This window comes from Rhizobium sp. BT03 (assembly GCF_030053155.1).
GTDB lineage: Bacteria > Pseudomonadota > Alphaproteobacteria > Rhizobiales > Rhizobiaceae > Rhizobium.
On the sequence record NZ_CP125644.1, the window covers coordinates 53,507 to 71,193 of the forward strand.

The window sequence follows — 17,687 nt, forward strand, 5'->3', positions numbered from 1 at the left end:
ATGCGGCTAGCCGAATGGGGGGCTAAAGCAGGCATGGCGAACGGCAAGAGAAGAATCGCAAGGACGAAAAGCCTTGCGGCACTGGCGGCAGTGTTTTCGGCCTGTGTGTGTTTAGGGCCCGGATTTGCCGGCTGCGCCAGCGCACAGGAAAAGTCCGTCACTTTAGGCAAATCGGTCCAGCATGTGACGTTGCCTCCGAACGAGACGCTGACGCTCAATACCGGCCAGCCCTTCGGCGATCTGGTCATCGGCAGCGCCGATATGATCGACGTGGTGCCGCTTTCCGACCGGTCGCTGTTCATCCGCGGCAAGAAGACAGGCGCCACCAATATCTCGGTCTATGGCGACGACAAGGCGCTTCTCGGTGTCATCGACATCCGTGTTGCCAGTGATTTCAGCGAGGTCGCCTCCGCCATTCGCTCCGCCGCGCCTTCGGCCCGGGTCAGGGTGGTCAACTCCAACGATCGCATTCGCCTGACAGGCGTGGTCCGGGACGGGATCGAATTGCAGCGGGTGCTGGAAATCGCCCAGTCCTATTCCGAGCAGCCGGTGCTGAACCAGTTGCGCGTCAGTGACAGCCAGCAGGTGATGCTGGAGGTCCGTATCATCGAAGCCTCGCGCCAGACAGGTCGTGACCTCGGGATCGGGTGGTCCGGGTACGGCAACAACAACCGCATCGGCAAGGCAACGACCAGCCAGGGTATCACCGTGGACGACAACGGCAACCTGGCCCGTACTCTCCTTGACCCCAAGGGTGCGGCAACGGGTATGCTGCCCTTCGGCCAGTTGATCGCCAAGGTGTTGGAAATCTCGGGCGGCCACATCGACGTGGTCATCAACGCGCTCGAGCAGAAGGGATTGGTGCGTCGCCTGGCGCAGCCGAACCTCATCGCCATGAGCGGCTCGACCGCCAGCTTCCATGCCGGCGGTGAAGTGCCGATCCTGAAGACCACGAACAACGGCACGACGGTCGCCACCGAGACGGACTATCGCCCCTTCGGCGTGCGGCTGACCTTCAAGCCGGTGGTTCTTGATGATGGCGTCATCAATCTGGAGATCGAGCCCGAAGTTTCCGAGCTTGATACATCGATCAACGTCAACGGTAATCCGGGTTTCATCTCGCGCGCTGCCAGCACCACGGTAGCGCTTCGCGACGGCCAGAGCTTTGCCTTGGCCGGCTTGCTGCAGTCGATCAATGCCAAGGACATCCAGCAGATGCCGGGCCTCGGGCAGATACCGATCCTCGGCGCGCTGTTCCGTTCCACGAGCTTCCAGAAGAAGGAATCCGACCTCGTTATCGTCGTCACTCCCCACATTGTGCGACCGGCCCGCCCGGGTGAGGATCTCTACAGTCCGCTCGATCAGACGCGTTCGTCCAACGACGCCGAGCTTTTCGCGCTCGGTGTTCTCGAAGTCGACAAGGACATGCTGCGGCGCTTTCGCAATGGCACGGGTGTGACCGGGCCTTACGGTCATCGTCTCGACCTCAACCAGGGAGGCCAGGTTGTTGTTACAAAACGCTAAGCGGGTCCTTCTCATCCTTGCCGCTACGGGCCTCGCTTCCGGCTGCGCCGACTACATGAACAATCGTGACACGATCACCTTCGGGGCGGGGAACGCCATGGAAGCGAACAAGGCCATCCATACGGAGGACCCCTTCCCGCCGGAAGCCCAGCGAACCTACATCGCCAGCGACGGCAAGGTGATCCACAGGGTGGTCACTCAGTACCAGAACGGCGGGGTGGGCGTTGTTCAGCCCTCGCCGGCCATGGGGGCGAATGGGGCGTCCAACGGGGCGACCGTCAGCCAGTAGCTGGCGAAAGACATGAACGGCGGCAGGCGCCGGAGGGGAAATGCACAAAACGGGGTCGTCACGGCGATAGCGCCGTGATGGGGGTATGCCAATGCTGAGCAGGGTTGTCAGACGTTTCTGGAACGATCATCGCGGCTATGTCATCGCCCTGACGCTCATCGCCATGCCCATGCTTCTCGGTTTTTCGCTGCTGGTCATCGATGTCGGCCGCAGCAGCAACCTGCATACCGATCTCCAGAACGCGGTCGATGCGATGGCGCTGGCCGGAGCCCGTGAACTCGATGGCCGCGATGATGCCATTTCGAGGGCGCAGACGGCGATCGAGAAAATCGCCAATAGCGCGGCTTTCTCCGGGGGCGGAACCGGCATGTCGCTCGGCTCGCATATATCAGTGGCCTATGACGCCGGAAACGATGCCGGCAGCACGGTCGAAGTGCTTTTTCTGAAGAGCATTCCGGCCAATGACGATACGCCCATCCCGTCGTCGATGGAAACGACAGTGGCCAGCGAAGCTTCCTATGCCTGGGTCATCGCCAAGCCGCAGGCGATGCAGACGATCTTTCCGATCCCTGTTGGTTTTACCCGCGATACGATCAACATCGCTGCCGACGCCGTGGCGGTCTACCACGCCAGCGCCTGCGACGTGACGCCGATCTTTATCTGCAATCCGTTCGAGCCGGTAGGCAACACCAGCGAAAGCGCCAGTGAAACTGCAGCGACGGCCCTGCACACCAATTTTGCGGCCGGCAATCTCTACGGGCGGCAGATCGAGCTTCACAGCACTTCGGCATCCAATCCCGGTCCCGGCAATTTCGGGTTCCTCCGGACCCCCTTGGGCAACGGTGCGTCCGTGCTGGCGGAAGCTCTTGCCACCGGCAATCCCGGTACCTGCTACACACAGGACAGCCTCGATACCGAGACCGGCGCAAAGGCAGGGCCCGTCGAGGACGGCGTGAATACGCGCTTCGGCTATTACTCCTCATCGTTCAACAAGGCGAACGGCAACTACCGTTACCGACCTGCCCAAAACGTGCGCTCCGCTCAGACAATCAGCGGCAAGGGAAAGAAGGGCTGCGATACCTACGATCCAGTCACGGTCGGAGATGTTGTCGGTGATGCGACCAAGGCTTTGCCGCTAGGCTACGGAGCCGGTATGACCTCGCTTGCCGGCGGCAAGATCAGCAGCGCCAACAATTGGCAGTACGCGACCTACTGGAACGTCGCGCAGGGAACGGCCGTGCCCTCGGTGAGCACGGTGCTCAGCAATTACTCCAGTTATCCCCCGCAGGCGACCGGAACACCAGGCCAACCCTCCGCTTACGATGTTTATCGTTATGAGCTTGCAAACCCGTCTCTCATCAACCATGCCTCGGCCAATGGTGAGACAGGAACACCCGCAACGGGCGGCCAGTGCTATACCGGCCCGGATCTTTCGAACTATACGGCGGCCGAATATGGTGATCGCCGCGAGATCTTCTCGGCCATCGTCAATTGCGGCTATGAAGCCTCGGTCGGCCATCTAAACGGTCACAAGGCCACCCGCGCCGTGGCTTTCGCCCGCATGTTCCTGACCAAGCCGGCGATAAAGGATGCCGGGGAACGATACCTTTCCCTTGAGATGATCGACATATCAGGCAAGGGTGGCCGCGGTACGCTGGACGAATTCCTGCGGGAAGAAGCGGAGCTGGTCAGATGATGGCGCTCCGCAATTTTATCCGGCATCGGCTTTGCCTCGGCTTCTGGCGGCGGGAGGAAGGCGCGGTGCTGGCCGAAGCGCTGCTGGCGATCCCCTTTGTGACGCTCTTTGCGGCGGGGATACTGGAGTTCGGCAGCATCTTCTGGCAGCGCATGCAGATCGACGCAGGCTTGCGCGATGCCGGGCGTTACCTGTCGCGATGCCGACCGCTGTCGGGAACCTATGTGCCGACATGCAATCAGGCGACGGCGAAGACGATCGCCTTTTACGGCACGCAGACACCTGCGGCAAACGCCGAACCCCGCGTCCCCGACTGGAAGGACCCTTCCGACATCACCATCTCGGCCCCCGATGCGGATGGGAACATCACCATTTCCACTGCTCATCTCTACAAGAGCTCGCCGGTGTTCGGCTTTCTCGGAATCGATGCCATCACCATCAGTTCCTTCCATGAAGAGAGATACATCGGATGGTGACCTCTAGGGCAATCAAGGCATTCTGGCAGGATAGCAGTGGTGTCAGCCTTGTCGAAGCATTGCTTACCTTTCCGATCGTCATGCTGGTATTCGCCGCCTTCATCGAGTTCGGCTATGCCATGTCGCAGTGGAATCAGACGGTCAAGGCACTGCAGTATGGCGCCCGTCTGGCGGCGGTATCCGATCCGCTGACGACGAATTTCAATACCGTTTTCCCGATCGAAGCTGCCGATCCGCTCAACAACGGCAAAGCGGCGCCGAACGATGCCACGATATCCTCGACCTGCGGACCGGCTCTTGCGAATTGCAGCACGGCGGCATTGAACCGGATTGTCAAGGGAAGCGACAACCTTTGCCAACCAGGAACCGATCCTCACCCCGGTATTTGCGACCTCAATTGGCGCATCACGCCGGATAAGCTGATGGTCACCTATCAGCGATCGGGGCTCGGTTATTGGGGCCGGCCGGACGGGCCCGTGCTGACGATGCGGCTGGAGGTGCGCGACATCACCTTCGATCTGCCGATCCTCGGCGGGCTGTTGGGACTGAGCGACATCACCATCCCGGCCCATCCGGTGACGATCACGACCGAAGACCTGAAGACCTGCTCAACCTGCTGACCCTTATCACGCGTAGGAAAGCGAAATGACAGCTCACATGAACATTGCCGCATCCACCAAGATCCTGGTCCTCTCCGACGACGCGGCTGCAGCGAGCTTCATGCTCGATACGTTCGGGTCGCTTTCGCGCTACGATGTTCGCCATCTGGCACTGAAGACGCTCGGTGAAAAAGGCCGGTTCGATCCGACGCAGTTCAACCTGATCGTTCTCGACGTCGACAATGGTGAATTGCTGCAGCGTCAGGAACTCTTCGCGTTTCGCACCAAGTATCGGGACATCCCGCTCGTCGTCGTCTCCGAAGATCTGCCGGACGACACGCTGCGGCTGCTCTTCCGCCTGAACGGCAACGACTGGCTGAAGAAGCCGCTCGAGCGCCGCGCACTGATAGACATGATTTCGACCCATGCACCAGGCACCGGGGCGAGCGACAGCCGGGTGCATGCCGTGGTCTCAGCCGTCGGCGGCGCCGGCGCCAGCATGATCGCTTCATCGCTCGCGCATGTGCTGGCCCAGCCGACCAAGAATTACACACCGCGGGTTGACTTGTTCGACACGGATTTTTGCGCCGGGACGCTTGGCTATTATCTCAATCTCGTCAACGATTACGACTTGAAGCCGGTCATCGCCAATCCTTCCCGGGTCGATCTGGAATTCATCGATCTGGTCAGAAAGCGTCATTCGGGTGGCTTTTCACTGCTTTCCTTCAAGCAGCCATCCGTCCTTCTGGCGCCGAAGGGCGGCGAACTCGTGCTGCGTATGCTCGACGTGGCCGCCTTCGAGAGCGACCACACGATCATCGACATTCCCTATTATGACACGCCGTGGAAATACGATGTGCTCACTTCGGTCAACAGCATCTGCATCGTCACCGAGATGACGGTGCCTGCGCTTTCTCAAGCCAAGGATCTGTTTGCCAATCTGGTCCGGCTGCGGGGCAGTTCGGCGCAGATATTCATCGTCATCAACAAATACCGTGCCAAGCTTTTCGGCCTCGGCGTGCGCCGACAACAAACGGAGAAGATCTTCAAGGATATCCCGACGCAGGTCATTGCGGATGACTGGGATACTTTGAGCGAGGCGGCCAACCGCGGCGTGCTGCCATTTCAAGTGAATTCCCGGGCGCGCTTCTGCACCGCGGTCGGCAAACTTGGAGCGCTGGTGCGATGAAGGCGATCGACAGTGGGCGCATAAGATCCCGCGCCGCCGGTGCCGGCCTTGCCGTTCTGGCAATTCTGGCCGCCGCCGGAGATGCCGCGGCAGCCGGACTTGTGCCACGCAGCCTCGGGCCGACGACAAGCGCCGTGGTGACAATCGAAAAAAGCTACGTGGCCGGGACAATCGTCATCGTCACCGCGAACCGTACGCTGGATCTCGTTATCTCTGGCGGACGCGCGATCCGCTACAAAATCGGCGTCGGACGAGACGGATTTCGCTGGAGCGGGACCGTCAAGGTTGGACGCAAGGCTGAGTGGCCTGACTGGCGCCCGCCTGCCGAGATGAAGGCGCGTTCAGCCGGACTTCCGGACCTGGTGCCTGCCGGGCCGCTCAATCCATTGGGCGCTCGCGGGATCTATCTCTACAAGGACAGGACCGACACGCTCTACCGCATTCATGGAACGAACGAGCAGTCGACCGTCGGGGGTTTCGCGTCGTCGGGCTGTTTTCGCATGAGCAATGCCGACGTCATCGATCTCTATGAGAGGGTGAAGGTCGGTTCCACGGTGATTGTAAAATAGTTCAGGGGTGGGAAGCATGGCGAACGGCATCATGGGGCGTTTCTACAAGCAGCGGGAGCCTGAAAGCCGGGAACATCAGGAGGCGGCCGAACTGTCTTTGGTCGGCGCAGTCCGGGACTTGCCTGCCCAACCGGCCTCTGACAGCGCCACGGTGGTTGGCGAAGAGGCTTCGCTCGGGCCGGACATGGTTTCCGAGCGGGTCAATCTGCACCGCTACCTGCTCGATCGTATCAACCTCGGGATCCTCGACACGCTCGACAACGAGGAGATCGCCACCGAAATCCGACCGTTGGTCAAGGACTATATCCGGAGCAACAACTTTCCGCTGAATGCCAAGGAAATCAATGATCTGATCCGCGATATCACCGACGAGATGCTCGGGCTCGGACCGATCGAGCCGCTGCTGGCCGACGACACGATCGCGGATATTCTCATCAACGGCTATAACAGCGTCTATGTCGAGCGGAGCGGCAAGCTCGAGAGCACCGCCGTGCGTTTCAAAGACGAGGATCATCTCCTTCGGGTGATCAACAAGATCGTCTCGGCGGTGGGCCGCCGCGTCGACGAGTCGACGCCGATGGTTGACGCCCGCCTCAAGGATGGCTCACGTGTCAACGTCGCCATCAGGCCGATCTCGGTCGATGGTCCGCTCGTTTCCATTCGCAAATTCACCCGCAAGCCGCTGACATTGGAGCGCCTCGTGCAATATGGCGCCATGGCCGATGCGATGCGCATCCTTCTCAGCGCCGCGGTCAAGGGCAAGGTGTCCATGGTCATTTCAGGCGGCACCGGCTCCGGCAAGACCACCTTGCTCAACGCTCTCTCCTCGCAGATTTCTCCAAAGGAACGCCTGATCACCATCGAGGATGCGGCCGAGCTTCAACTGCAGCAGCCACATGTCGGGCGTTTGGAAACCCGGCCGCCGACGCTCGACGGGCGCAACGAGATCCGTCAACGCGAACTCTTGAAAAACGCCCTGCGCATGCGTCCCGACCGCATCATCGTCGGCGAAGTGCGCGGCGACGAGGCATTCGACATGCTGCAGGCGATGAATACCGGTCATGAGGGATCGATGACGACCATTCACGCCAACACGCCTCGCGACGCCGTCGGCCGGCTCGAGCAGATGGTCGGCATGGCCGGGATGCCGATGTCGCAGTTGAGCATTCGCTCGCAGATCTCGTCCGCCATCACCATCATCGTGCAGGTGCAGCGCCTGAGCGACGGCAGCCGCAAAGTTGTCTCGATTTCCGAGATCACCGGCATGGAGGGCGAAGTCGTGCAGATGCAGGAGATTATGAAATTCAAGAAAATCGGCACCGATGAAGGCGGGCGGATCCATGGCGAATTCCGCGCCACCGGCATCCGGCCGCGGTTCGTCGAGGAATTTGCCGAACTCGGGATCGAGATCCCTGTGGCGATTTTTGATCCGGGTAAACCGCTGCAAACGGGACCTGTTCAATGACCCTCACTCTGCTTTACGCGACCGTTTTCATAGCGGCCCTTGTTGCTGTCGAAGCGATCATGCGCGGCTACTTCAAGACATCCGAACGCCACCGCGCGGTGAACCACCGGCTGAGCTTGCTCGAGGTCAGCGATGATCATCGCAAGACCTATAGCGATATGCTCAAGGAGCGCGGTGCCGGCGACAGTTGGCGGCAAAGCCCCATGATGCAGCGGCTGCTGCAGTTCTACACCCAGTCGGGGATCAAGTTCGATGCCAGGCGGTTTGCTCTCTTCGCGATCGCTGGCGGACTTTTGACGTGGGTGGTCGTTCAGTTCCTCGTGCCGAGCACTTTGTTCAGAATACCGGTCTTTCTGTTGATCTGCCTCCTCATCCCTGCACTCTTCGTCTGGCGTGCCCGGGCGCGCCGCATGAAGAAATTCGAATTGAAGCTGCCTGAAGCGCTCGATGTCGCCAATCGCAGCTTGGCGGCCGGCCATCCGCTGCCGGCGGCGATTGCTTTGGTGGCGCGCGAGATGCCTGATCCGATCGGCACCGAGTTCGGCCTCCTCTCCGATGAACTCACCTACGGCGTGACACTGGACGATGCCCTCGTGAACTTGGGGGACCGGGTCGGCGTCGAGGATCTGAATTTGCTTGCGATATCGTTGAGCGTACAGGCGGGAACCGGCGGAAATCTCGTGGAGATCCTGCAGAACCTTTCGAAGACGCTGCGAGACCGGACGATGCTGAGAGCAAAGGTCAGGGCGATTTCCTCGGAAGGACGCATCACGGCGATCTTCATGTCGGTCTATCCGTTTCTGCTCTACGCGATGATCAAGGCGTTGTCGCCGACCTACTTCGATCCCGTCTGGGACAGCGGCCACGGAACCACCATCGTGTGCGCTTTGCTGGCCGTCATGGCGATCGGGAATGTCATTCTCTACAAGATGGTCAACTTCGAGTACTGAGGCGGTCATGTCGAGTGAGTATGGAATTTACCTCATCGTCTTCTTTGCAGTGCTGATATTTTCTGCGGCAGCCTCGGAATTGCTTTTTCGACAGCGCGAGGTCTCGGTTCGGGTGTCGAAGAGCTCGGCGGCTACAGGCGAGGAGGTCCACCTTGGCGACACGACGATTGCCGATCTCGGCGAGGCGGAAAACCGCCTGATCCGTCGCTATTTCGAGATTACGCGACGTGACACCAATGTGAACTCCACCCAGAACCGGCTGATACGGGCCGGGTATTTCGCTGCCGGCGCGGTGACCACCTTCCAGGTGGTTCGCGCGGTGATCTGTATCGGCGTGCTCGTCGCGGCGGTCTGGGCCCTGAACCAGCTCGCGCCGAACATGTCGCAGATCGCGACCCTGATCCTTGCCATGTTTGCTGCGGGCGCGACCTTTATTCTCGTCAACATCTATATCGACCGGCGTGGCGCCGCCAAGGAGAGGGAGTACCGCCGCCTCTTTCCCGATTTCATGGATATGCTGATCGTCTGCCTCGATGCGGGAATGAGCATCGAGGCGGCCGCAAACCGTGTTGCCCGGGAATTCGTCGACAAGCGGCAGGACTTCGGCCTGCATCTCTCGATCATGATGCTGGAAGTGCGGGGCGGCCGGCGATTGCGCGAAGCGCTCGCCAACCTTGCCACCCGCCTGAGGATCGACGAGGCCCGGGCCCTTTCCGTTCTGTTTCGCCAATCGGAGGAGCTCGGGACCAGCGTAACCCAGACGCTGCGGGTCTACAGCAAGGAAATGCGCGACGTCCGTATTATTCGCGCCGAGGAAAAGGCAAACGCCCTCCCCGTCAAGATGCTGCTGCCGCTCGGCGCGTTCCTTTTTCCGGTAAGCCTTTTCATCGTTCTTGTACCCGTTGTTATGCGTGTCGTCAGTCTTCTCATCGGCATGAAACCCGGCGGTTGAGCCAAGCGAGGTCGTATGCAGTATTCGCTCGAACAGAATCGTAACGATGCCATCGTTTCCCTCGATCCGCGAATGCCGATCGCACCGGCAAGCATGGAACAAGCCGGACTGGATCCGTCGTTCCTGCTTCGGCTGGCGTCAAAATGCGCGGCCGAGCAGGATACTATCACGGCCTCTCATCTGACTGAGCGGATGAAACTGCCGAAAGTGATCATCAACATCCTGATCAAGGAACTCGTAAAACTTGCATACCTCGAGGCGCGCGGCCTGGCTGGTGAGGATGTGAGGTCCGATGTTCGATATGCGCTGTCAATGAAGGGGTTCGAATATGCCCACGCGGCCTCGCGTCAATGCCAATATGTCGGGCCCGCGCCGGTGTCGCTGGACGCGTTCTGCCGACAAGTCGGTTTGCAATCCATCCATGACGAGCGCGTGACCCCGGAGCGGCTGACCGAGAGTCTTGACGGGCTGGTGCTCGCAGACGCCTTGGTCGAAAAACTCGGCCCGGCCCTGAACTCCGGTCGATCTATCCTGCTTTACGGGCCACCCGGAAACGGAAAGACGAGCATCGCCGAGCGGACGTCACAGCTGTTTCGCCAAACAATCTGGGTGCCTTATGCCATCGAGGTCGGCGGCCATGTCATCAGTTTCTATGACGAGGCAGTGCATCACCCGCCGTCGGAGTCCGATACAGACTCCTATCCGAAAGCGGATCAACGTTGGATCGAATGCCGCCGTCCGGTGATCAAGACGGGCGGGGAATTGACCCTCGATCAGCTCGATCTCACCTTCAACGACGGACCCAATGTCTATGAAGCGCCCATACACTTGAAGGCGTCCGGCGGCGTTTTCATCATCGACGACTTCGGGCGCCAACAAGTGGCGCCGCAGGCGCTCATCAATCGCTGGATCGTGCCGCTCGAGCGCGGCTATGACTTCCTGACGCTGCATACCGGCAAGAAATTCAAGGTTCCCTTTGACGAACTGGTCGTATTTTCGACGAATATCGCACCGAAGGACCTTTCCGATGAGGCAGGCTTACGGCGCCTCAAGTACAAGATCTTTGTCAACACGCCGTCGCGCGACGAATATATCAGAATTTTCAGATCCTATGCCGGCGGCACCGGATTGGTTGTCTGTGATCCGGACCTGAATCTGTTCTACGATCGCAAGTACAAAGGCGATGTGCTGGCCTCTTGCTATCATCCGAAATATCTTTTGGATTTCGTCGGCTCTTACTGCGATTTCAACGGCATAGCGAGAATCGCATCGCTCGATATGCTGGAGCGCGCGTGGGAAGGCGTATTCACATCGGAATAATGCGGCGCTGAGCCCGGCGTCCCTGAACCTATCCAATGAACGACTTACGGGGGAGTAAACGAATGACCAGCATCCCGAGCATCGACGGCGAAGTCGGCGGCCCGAGACCAAGCGATATGCGAGTAATTGAGCCGAGACCCTCAAAAAACCCGCTCCTCGTGGGTCTGCTTCTCATGCTCTTGCCCGTGAATGCTGGCGTTCTCATCTATACCGCCAAAAACTCGGCCGATGTTCGCGAGAGCCGCGAGACCATCGCCGCGCTTAAAAGGTCCATCGATGGCCTCAGAGGACAAATGGAAAAGCAGTCGGACAAGATCGCTGGCAATGCCAAGGCCGACGAACTCGCAGTTATCCGTCAGGAGATGGAAAGCCTGCAAAAGGCGATACTTTCGACGAATGAACGGATGCGCAACGACACAAGCGGCACACGCATGGGTTCGGCTTTGGTCCTGAGCGCGCCTGGCAAGGAACCAGCGCAATTTTTCGCACCCCGCGCCGTGCCGGCGGAAACTCAAACTTCGGATAGCACCCTTGCATCAATCGAAGCCGGGGGCATTGCCGTCAATAACCTGCCGCGTTACGAACGCACACTCTCGCCGGAAGGCCAGCTCATCCTTCGGAAGGCTCGGTAACCATCGACTTCGCCGAAATCTTTAAAGCAATCGGTGGACGCCGCCAGGCGACGCCGCGCGACCGGCGAGAGCGGTCTTATCTCGACGCAGTTGTCGATCGCTGTAGAGCCTATCCCCGCTGAGCGTAATTCACGCTGTTCTTCATCAATTCGAGATTGCGGGCAGTGACTTCGTTTCCGGGATCAAGCTCATAAGCTTTCAGGAAATACCGTCGGGCAGTGCGCAAGTCGCCGCGTAATAGGTGAGAATATCCGATATTGTTGTAGTAGACTGGGGTGTTGCCGATCATTCGCGAGAGTTGCTGGTAGGCGCGGTCGGAGGTGTCGAAGCGGGCAACCATGTCGGCGGAGGCTGCCAGGCCCAGCCAGGCGGCCGGATCTTGCGGAAAAACGTCAACCGCGCGCTTGTAGATGGCGTAGGATTTTCCGTAGTTCTTTTCCTGAAACTGCAGTTTGCCGTTGGTGATCAATTCGTCGTTCTTATAGAAGGCGACGGCTGAGTCATCCTCGAGGGTCTTTGCACTATCGCCATAGGCAGCGAGACCATCGCTGGATGATTGGCAACCAGCCAAGATCGCTCCCGCCGCCATCAAAAACGCGATGCATTTAGTCCCAGCTCTGATCTGCAACATTGGCAATTTGATCCCCCATCAGACATTCTTACCAAAGATCCGGATGCGTTCACCTGAGATCATCGTCAAAAAAAGCTAATAACTCGAGAATTTTAGCAAACAGTCACAAAAAGCGACAGATGCGGTCTTCGCGCGGAAGGCGCCAAGACGATAAACCCCTACCCACCCAGAGTTGGTATCATGTGTCCGGCGATTCTCAGAGTGGAAAATTAATCAACGTCGCCTACCCTGCTTTTCAGGCCAGGGGATGGAGCGTCGTATACGGACCGCTATTTTCACGCTGATGCGACTTGGCCCGTCACTGGCCTACGCGATCGCATCGATCTTTTTCATATCCGTGTTTTCGGCTTGCATCTGCGGCCATGTGAGAATCATCAAGCGCACAATATCGCCGTGATAAAAAGGGGCGGAACCGCCCCTGCTCGATAACGATCGGCAGAGTCTCGGCGTTCTTCGCATGTTCGTAAATCCCGAGACGCCTCTTTCTTTCTCTTTGTAATTTCCGCCATATATTAGACATTATGTACATTCCGCAGATTGTCACGCGGGGATTGAGATGTTGGCGATGGCAACCGCCAATCTTCACTTTGTTGTTTTTGCTGCTCTCAGCTTTGGCCTTCGTCGCACCGTCGGCGTCCGACCGCGCTTCTGTCGTCCTCAAGGTGAACGGCGCCATTGGACCCGCGATAGCTGACTACGTGGTACGAGGCATTCAGAGTGCCGGTGAACGTGGAGCGGTCTTGATCATCCTGCAAATGGACACGCCAGGTGGCCTTGACACTTCCATGCGGGAAATCATTCGCGCGATCCTTGCCTCGCCTGTGCCTGTCGCAAGCTTCGTCGCACCCAGCGGGGCACGGGCTGCCAGCGCCGGCACCTATATTCTCTACGCAAGCCACATTGCGGTCATGGCGCCTGGAACCAATCTGGGTGCGGCGACACCCATCGCGCTCGGCGTAAAGCCTTTCGGCGGTGATAAGGAACCCGAAAAGAAGCCGGGCGAACCGAGTGGCAAGCAGCCGGAAGCTCCAGGCAATGCCAGCGAGGCGAAAGCCATTAACGACGCAGTCGCTTACATTCGCGGGCTTGCGGAATTGCGCAATCGCAACGCCGACTGGGCAGAGCGTGCTGTCCGCGAAGCTGCGAGCCTTTCATCCACTGCGGCAGTGCGCGAACGCGCCATCGACTTCATCGCCGTTGACGTCAACGATCTTCTTGCAAAGGCACAAGGGCACATGGTGCGGGTCGGTCAAACGGACGTCCGGCTCGATACCGCCGGTTTGGCCGTGCAGGAATTCGAGCCTGACTGGCGCACGCGCCTGCTTTCCGTCATTACCGATCCGAACATCGCAATCATCCTGATGATGGTCGGCATCTATGGGCTGATCTTCGAATTTCTCGCACCTGGGACAATGCTTCCCGGCACGATCGGCGGCATCTGCCTCCTCCTTGGTCTCTATGCCCTGGCACTGCTGCCGGTGAGTTTTGCCGGCCTTGGGCTTATTTTCCTCGGTGTCGGATTGACTCTAGCCGAGGCGCATTCGGCAAGCTTCGGCGCTTTGGGCATTGGCGGCGGGGTAGCCGTGATCCTGGGAGCAACCATTTTGTTTGATACCGATATACCCGGCCTGAAAGTGTCGCGCCCCCTACTGGGCGCAATTGCGTTCGCCACTCTTGCCTTTAGCCTTGTCGTTGCTCGCCTGGCATTCACCTCGCGCTTGCGCCGGGTTGCCACCGGAGCAGAGGAGATGATCGGCATATCAGGTAAAGTTGAGAGTTGGACGGGGCTGACGGGGTACGTCATTGCGCATGGCGAACGCTGGAAGGCGGTTTCCGCCGAACCACTTGTTGCTGGTGACCTTGTCAGCGTGATCGGCCGCACTGGGCTGGCGCTCGAGGTCGCCAGCCATCCCAAGGACCCTTAACGGCACTCCGGAAGCAGGAGGAGAAGTCATGGATATGTTTGCAGATCTTGCCTTCTATTTGGTGATCATTGTTATTTTGGTCGCCATCCTCGCATCCGCGGTTAAGATCCTGAGGGAATATGAACGCGGCGTCGTGTTCACACTTGGCCGCTTTACCGGAGTCAAGGGACCCGGCTTGATTCTGCTCATCCCCTATGTCCAGCAGATGATCCGGGTCGACTTGCGCACGCGGGTCCTCGATGTCCCCAGCCAGGACGTCATCTCACATGACAATGTCTCGGTTCGTGTCAGCGCGGTGATCTATTTCAGGGTTATCGACCCCGAGAAGTCGACAATACAGGTCGAGGATTTCATGATGGCAACAAGCCAGCTTGCCCAGACGACGTTGCGCTCCGTGCTCGGCAAGCACGACCTCGATGAGATGCTGGCCGAACGTGACAGGCTCAACTCGGATATTCAGGAAATCCTCGACGCTCAGACGGACGCTTGGGGAATCAAAGTAGCCACTGTCGAGATCAAACATGTTGACATCAACGAGTCGATGGTTCGTGCAATTGCCCGCCAAGCGGAAGCCGAACGCGAACGCCGCGCAAAGGTCATCAATGCCGAGGGCGAACAGCAAGCGGCCGCGAAGCTGCTGGAGGCGGCAGAAATACTGGCCAAGCAGCCGGAGGCGATGCAACTTCGTTACTTGAGCACTTTGAACGTCATCGCCGGCGAGAAGACGTCGACGATCTTATTTCCCTTCCCGATGGAGCTCGGGAACCTGATGGCCAATAAGCCGAAATGATCGACCGAAGGGCATAGCCTGGCCGCCATCCCTTCTTGGCCAGCTCGGCTCAGATATGCAAAGCGTTCCCCAAAGCTTTTAGCGCTGCCTCCATGACCGCTTCACTGCGGGTCGGATGGGCGTGGATGGTCCCGGCGATGTCTTCCAGGCGCGCGCCCATCTCGATCGCCAGCGCAAAGACCGCCGAGAGTTCGGAGACACCGGCCCCCACCGCCTGCAGGCCGAGAACCAGATTGGTATCGGCGCGGGCGACAACGCGCACGAAACCCTCTTCGGACAGCATGGTCATCGCTCGTCCGTTGGCGCTGAACGGAAACTGGCCGGTGCGAATCTCATAGCCTTGCGCCCTCGCCTCCGCCGGCGAGAGGCCGGCGCTGACGATTTCGGGATCGGTGAAGCAGATGGCGGGAATGCAGCGCTTGTCCCAGGCCCGCTTCTTGCCGGCGATGATCTCCGCCACCATTTCGCCCTGCGCCATCGCTCGATGGGCCAGCATCGGCTCGCCGGTCACGTCGCCGATCGCATAGATCCCACGCATCGAGGTGCGGCAGCGGTCGTCGATCCTCAGATAAGGGCCGGCGCGATCGAGATCGAGTTCCTCGAGGCCGGAGCCTGCCGTTCGCGGGCGGCGGCCAACGGTAACGAGGATGCGCTCGGCCGGCAGGGTCTCCCGCCGGCCATCGGATGTTTCGACAAGCAATGCCTCCCCACTGTCGGCAAGACCCATGGCCTTCGCACTTGTGAGCACCCGGATCCCGCTTTCGGTCAGCTTGCGCAGGACCGGTCGCACCAGCTCGGCGTCATAGAGCGGCAGCACCTGTTGCGTCGCCTCGACGACCGTGACTTCCGATCCCATTTTGGCGAAAGCCGTGCCGAGTTCCAGCCCGATATATCCGCCGCCGACCACCAGGAGCTTCTTGGGCAGCTCCGTCAGTGACAGCGCCTCGGTCGAGGAAATGACGCGGCCGCCGAAAGGCAGGTTGGCAAGCTCCACCGGATCGGAGCCGGTGGCGATGACCACGGTCTCGGCGCGGATGATCTGCTGGCCGGTTTCCGTCTCGACCTCCACGGTCTTGCCGTCGCGAAAGTGGGCGCGGCCGTGGACGATCTTCACCCGTGCCTTCTGTAAGAGCGCCGAGACGCCGCCTGTCAGCCGGCCAACAATGCCGTCCTTCCAGGCGATCGTCCTGCCAAGATCGATCGCGGCGCCGTCGACGCGAATGCCCATCGGGTTCTTGCCGGCAAGCATTTTCCGCGTGGCGTCAAACTCCTCGGCGGCATGAATCAACGCCTTGGAGGGAATGCAGCCGACCGTCAGGCAGGTGCCGCCCGGCTTTCCGGCCTCGACGATGACGGTATCGATGCCGAGCTGGCCGGCGCGGATGGCGCAGACATAGCCGCCCGGGCCGGCGCCGATGACAAGGAGCTTGCAGATAATTTCTTTCATGGATCAGCCTTCGATGAAAATGAGCGCCGGTGTTTCGAGGAGCGTGCGGATGCGCTGGACGAAGGTCGCCGCATCCCAACCGTCTATGATGCGATGATCGAAGCTGGAGGAGAGGTTCATCATCTTGCGCGGCACGAACTGCGTGCCGTCCCAGACAGGCCGTGTGGCGATCTTGTTGACGCCGATGATCGCCACCTCGGGGTGGTTGATGACGGGCGTCGAGACGATGCCACCGAGCGCGCCCAGCGAACTGATGGTGATAGTGGAACCGGAAAGCTCGTCGCGCGTCGCCGTGCCCGAGCGGGCCGCTTCCGCCAGCCGGCCGATTTCGGCGGCGCAATCCCAAATGCCGCGGGCTTCCGCATGCCGCACGACAGGGACGGTCAAACCGGCCGGCGTCTGCGTGGCGATGCCGATATGGACGGCGCTATGACGGGTGATGATGCCGGCATCGTCATCGAAGGTAGCGTTGACCTCGGGCTGCCCGGAAATCGCCTTGACCAGCGCCCGCATCAGGAAGGGCAGAATCGTCAGCTTGGGATGACCCGGCCGGCGTTCGCCGTTCATGGTGGCGCGCAGCTCCTCGAGCGCCGTCATATCAACCTCCTCCACATAGGTGATGTGGGGAATGCGCGAGGTGGACAGCACCATCTTTTCGGCGATGCGGCGGCGCAGGCCGGTCAGCTTGATCTCCTCCGTCGCCCTCTTCTTAGCAAAGCCGGTCTTTGCCGCCGCCGGAGCCGCTCCCTGCGCGAGGAACTGCTCGATATCCTCACGCAGGATGCGTCCGGCCGGCCCCGTTGCCTGCACTTGCCTGAGATCGACGCCGCTTTCCCTGGCGAACAGCCGCACAGAGGGCGCGGCGAGTGGCTTTTCAGCCGGTGCGGCCGCAGGAGCCGGCGCGGCCGGGGCAGGCTTCGCAGTCTCGACTTTCGTCGTTTCCGCAACCGGCGCCTGCGAGATCTGCACAGGCGGAGCCTCACCGGCATCGCCCGCCGTCTCGATCCGCACCAGCGGCGCCTTGACCGCGATACGGTCTCCGATCTCGCCGGCGAGCCAGATGACGGTGCCGTTGACGGGAGAAGGAATTTCCACCGTCGCCTTGTCGGTCATGACGGCGGCGATCACCATGTCCTCGCGAACCGGATCTCCTGCCTTCACGTGCCATTCCACAAGCTCGGCCTCGGCGACCCCTTCCCCGACATCCGGCATCTTGATGATGAATTCGCCCAC

General features: G+C 60.1%; 17 protein-coding genes. 14 read left to right on the forward strand and 3 right to left on the reverse strand.

Features of this window, described 5'->3' with window-relative positions; translation table 11 throughout:
• The first annotated feature begins 33 nt into the window (after positions 1 to 33).
• The 12 genes from QMO80_RS29785 (at position 34) to QMO80_RS29840 (ending at position 11,661) form a co-directional block, all read left to right on the forward strand.
• The gene (locus QMO80_RS29785) at positions 34 to 1,524 is read left to right on the forward strand and encodes a type II and III secretion system protein family protein (RefSeq protein ID WP_283201439.1); all 1,491 of its coding nucleotides are present in this window, start codon (positions 34 to 36) and stop codon (positions 1,522 to 1,524) included.
• Positions 1,508 to 1,813: a hypothetical protein gene (locus QMO80_RS29790; RefSeq protein WP_283201440.1), complete on the forward strand. Its 306-nt coding sequence runs from the start codon at positions 1,508 to 1,510 to the stop codon at positions 1,811 to 1,813. The genes QMO80_RS29785 and QMO80_RS29790 overlap by 17 nt, the downstream gene beginning before the upstream one ends.
• A 91-nt stretch (positions 1,814 to 1,904) precedes the next feature.
• Entirely contained in the window at positions 1,905 to 3,509 is a 1,605-nt protein-coding gene (locus tag QMO80_RS29795; RefSeq protein WP_283201441.1) for a TadE/TadG family type IV pilus assembly protein, read from the forward strand.
• Positions 3,506 to 3,985, forward strand: coding sequence for a TadE/TadG family type IV pilus assembly protein (locus QMO80_RS29800; protein ID WP_283201442.1), 480 nt, complete (start codon positions 3,506 to 3,508; stop codon positions 3,983 to 3,985). The genes QMO80_RS29795 and QMO80_RS29800 overlap by 4 nt, the downstream gene beginning before the upstream one ends.
• Positions 3,979 to 4,605 carry a TadE/TadG family type IV pilus assembly protein gene (locus QMO80_RS29805; protein ID WP_283201443.1) on the forward strand — a complete coding sequence of 209 codons (627 nt, stop codon included), beginning with the start codon at positions 3,979 to 3,981 and terminating at the stop codon, positions 4,603 to 4,605. Before QMO80_RS29800 ends, QMO80_RS29805 begins: the two co-directional genes overlap by 7 nt.
• Before the next feature lie 25 nt (positions 4,606 to 4,630).
• Complete coding sequence (locus QMO80_RS29810) at positions 4,631 to 5,773, forward strand: pilus assembly protein (RefSeq protein ID WP_283201444.1); 1,143 nt, start codon at positions 4,631 to 4,633, stop codon at positions 5,771 to 5,773.
• The gene (locus QMO80_RS29815; protein WP_283201445.1) at positions 5,770 to 6,342 is read left to right on the forward strand and encodes a L,D-transpeptidase; all 573 of its coding nucleotides are present in this window, start codon (positions 5,770 to 5,772) and stop codon (positions 6,340 to 6,342) included. Before QMO80_RS29810 ends, QMO80_RS29815 begins: the two co-directional genes overlap by 4 nt.
• 16 nt (positions 6,343 to 6,358) lie before the next feature.
• Positions 6,359 to 7,807 (forward strand): CpaF family protein, encoded by a 1,449-nt coding sequence (locus QMO80_RS29820; protein WP_283201446.1) that lies wholly within the window; start codon positions 6,359 to 6,361, stop codon positions 7,805 to 7,807.
• Positions 7,804 to 8,757, forward strand: coding sequence for a type II secretion system F family protein (locus tag QMO80_RS29825; RefSeq protein WP_283201447.1), 954 nt, complete (start codon positions 7,804 to 7,806; stop codon positions 8,755 to 8,757). Before QMO80_RS29820 ends, QMO80_RS29825 begins: the two co-directional genes overlap by 4 nt.
• Positions 8,758 to 8,764: 7 nt before the next feature.
• Positions 8,765 to 9,709 (forward strand): type II secretion system F family protein, encoded by a 945-nt coding sequence (locus QMO80_RS29830; protein ID WP_283201448.1) that lies wholly within the window; start codon positions 8,765 to 8,767, stop codon positions 9,707 to 9,709.
• 15 nt (positions 9,710 to 9,724) lie between these two features.
• Positions 9,725 to 11,029 (forward strand): AAA family ATPase, encoded by a 1,305-nt coding sequence (locus tag QMO80_RS29835; protein ID WP_283201449.1) that lies wholly within the window; start codon positions 9,725 to 9,727, stop codon positions 11,027 to 11,029.
• 62 nt (positions 11,030 to 11,091) lie between these two features.
• Positions 11,092 to 11,661: a hypothetical protein gene (locus tag QMO80_RS29840; protein WP_283201450.1), complete on the forward strand. Its 570-nt coding sequence runs from the start codon at positions 11,092 to 11,094 to the stop codon at positions 11,659 to 11,661.
• 109 nt (positions 11,662 to 11,770) lie between these two features.
• Here QMO80_RS29840 and QMO80_RS29845 read toward each other — a convergent pair whose 3' ends face one another.
• Positions 11,771 to 12,292 (reverse strand): tetratricopeptide repeat protein, encoded by a 522-nt coding sequence (locus QMO80_RS29845; protein WP_283201451.1) that lies wholly within the window; start codon positions 12,290 to 12,292, stop codon positions 11,771 to 11,773.
• A 521-nt stretch (positions 12,293 to 12,813) separates the two neighbouring features.
• Between QMO80_RS29845 and QMO80_RS29850 the strand changes: the two genes are divergently transcribed.
• Positions 12,814 to 14,217, forward strand: a complete 1,404-nt coding sequence (locus QMO80_RS29850; RefSeq protein ID WP_283201452.1) for a nodulation protein NfeD — start codon at positions 12,814 to 12,816, stop codon at positions 14,215 to 14,217.
• 28 nt (positions 14,218 to 14,245) lie between these two features.
• Positions 14,246 to 15,007 (forward strand): slipin family protein, encoded by a 762-nt coding sequence (locus QMO80_RS29855; protein ID WP_283201453.1) that lies wholly within the window; start codon positions 14,246 to 14,248, stop codon positions 15,005 to 15,007.
• A 49-nt stretch (positions 15,008 to 15,056) separates the two neighbouring features.
• Here the strand turns inward: QMO80_RS29855 and lpdA are convergent, their stop codons facing one another.
• The gene (gene lpdA, locus QMO80_RS29860) at positions 15,057 to 16,454 is read right to left on the reverse strand and encodes a dihydrolipoyl dehydrogenase (protein WP_283201454.1); all 1,398 of its coding nucleotides are present in this window, start codon (positions 16,452 to 16,454) and stop codon (positions 15,057 to 15,059) included.
• A 3-nt stretch (positions 16,455 to 16,457) separates the two neighbouring features.
• Positions 16,458 to 17,687, reverse strand: coding sequence for a dihydrolipoamide acetyltransferase family protein (locus tag QMO80_RS29865; protein ID WP_283201455.1), 1,230 nt, complete (start codon positions 17,685 to 17,687; stop codon positions 16,458 to 16,460).